This window comes from Micromonospora sp. NPDC007230 (genome assembly GCF_042869115.1).
Taxonomy (GTDB): Bacteria; Actinomycetota; Actinomycetes; order Mycobacteriales; family Micromonosporaceae; genus Micromonospora.
In genome coordinates, this window is sequence record NZ_JBIAFE010000075.1 from 1 (window position 1) to 1503 (window position 1503).

Below are 1503 nucleotides of genomic sequence, written 5' to 3' on the forward strand. Positions count from 1 at the left end.
CGGATCTTGGTCGACTGCTGTCTTACCTGGAGCCTCGCCCTCATCGATCTCCGGGCTCGCCACACCCGCCCTGAGCTGCAAGATCAGCTTGGAAAGGGCTCTATGTGGCGAGCGCGGGTGGAGGCAACTGGAGTATTTCCGAGCAATCCGCTGCCCATCACCAGATCGCGGTTATGGCCGGCCGGTACCAGACGACCTCCGACGGGGGAGCGGCGGCGCGGTGGACGGCTGGACGGATCAGCGGGTGTCAGTGAGTAGCGCGGTGACGACGCCGTGGGGGTCAACGGAGGTTGGGCGGTCGCTGACCTGACCGTCGCCGAGTTCGACGACGCGCCACACGCCATCAGCCCGCAGAGCGAGATCCACGCTGACGAAGGGCAGTCCCGAAGCGGCGACCAGCGGCGCGATCGCGATGAGGTCGACATCGACGGGTGGGAGGTCGTTGGGCGTGTCGGGGTGCGATCTGATCAGCGCACTTGCCGTCGATCCACCAGGTGCGTGCCTCGGCGGTGGTGAAGTGTTCGCATCAAGGATTACGTGCACGGCGAGGTCGGCAATCAGGCCAAAGGAGGTCTCGTGTCAGGGCTTCGTCGGCCAATGACCGGCCCCCGGTGCCCCGTGCTCCCAAAGCGGATGGCCTCGCCAGCAGCTTCGTCAAAATACGGAGATCGGGGCCTCGCATGGGCAATGATCGCTCCAGTCCGACGTCCTAACTAGCACGAAGCCAGCGGCAATGGTTCCGATGACTGCGCCCACGGCCCACGCCGTGAGCATCCCCGCCAGGGTCCTGTCTCGGTGACCTCGTGCTGAGCGGCGGAGTGCGACGCCAAGCGTGACTACTGACCCGACCACACCCGTCAGAACCGACAGGCCCACCGCGGCTGCGGCGCGGTCGGCCGGGTCTTCGGGGTCGAGCAGGAACACGCCCAGGAAGACGATGGTGGCGATGGCGTGCCCTGCCAGGCCGTACGCGATTCCGCGGCGAGGCATTAGCTGCTCGCCAAGTCCAGTGGCGGCGTGATCGTGAAGTTGGTGTCGACTGCCTCGACCAGGTCGATCCCTCGCCGCCCCAGACCGGCCCGCTCGGCCCACCCGGTGAGGGCGGTGAGGAAGCCGGCCAGGTCCCGCTGTGCACGCACAAGCAGCTCAGGCAGCGCACTACGAGGCATGTCGACGTGGAGCCCGGCCCAGCGGCCACGATGCCGGTTCGGGCCGCCGTCCTGCCACACCCGAAGATTGTCGTCGACCACCTCAGCCTCCGGGCCCGGGTCATGGCCCAACCACGGCGAACCACCCGAAATGACCTGCGTCCACTCCCGCCATTCCTCTAGCCCGGCACAGCAGCCCGGCACAACCGCCATCCCGGTGGCGGTGTCGCACACCTGCAAGCCACCCTCGACGATGAGAATGAATCGGCCTGGAGTTGCCGGAGGGCGTTGTTAGGCCGCAGCGGCCCTGTTGTGGTTTCGGGTTGAAGCGTAGTGCGCGGTCTCATATTCGACG

The 1503-nt window shown here is 66.9% G+C and carries 2 protein-coding genes; both read right to left on the minus strand.

All coding sequences use genetic code 11. The features are described from left to right. Positions 1 to 237: 237 nt before the first annotated feature. The gene (locus ACFYML_RS36570) at positions 238 to 543 is read right to left on the minus strand and encodes an ATP-grasp domain-containing protein (RefSeq protein WP_387425010.1); all 306 of its coding nucleotides are present in this window, start codon (positions 541 to 543) and stop codon (positions 238 to 240) included. Positions 544 to 989: 446 nt separating this feature from the next. Next, entirely contained in the window at positions 990 to 1382 is a 393-nt protein-coding gene (locus ACFYML_RS36575) for a hypothetical protein (protein WP_387425011.1), read from the minus strand. Positions 1383 to 1503 lie beyond the last annotated feature (121 nt).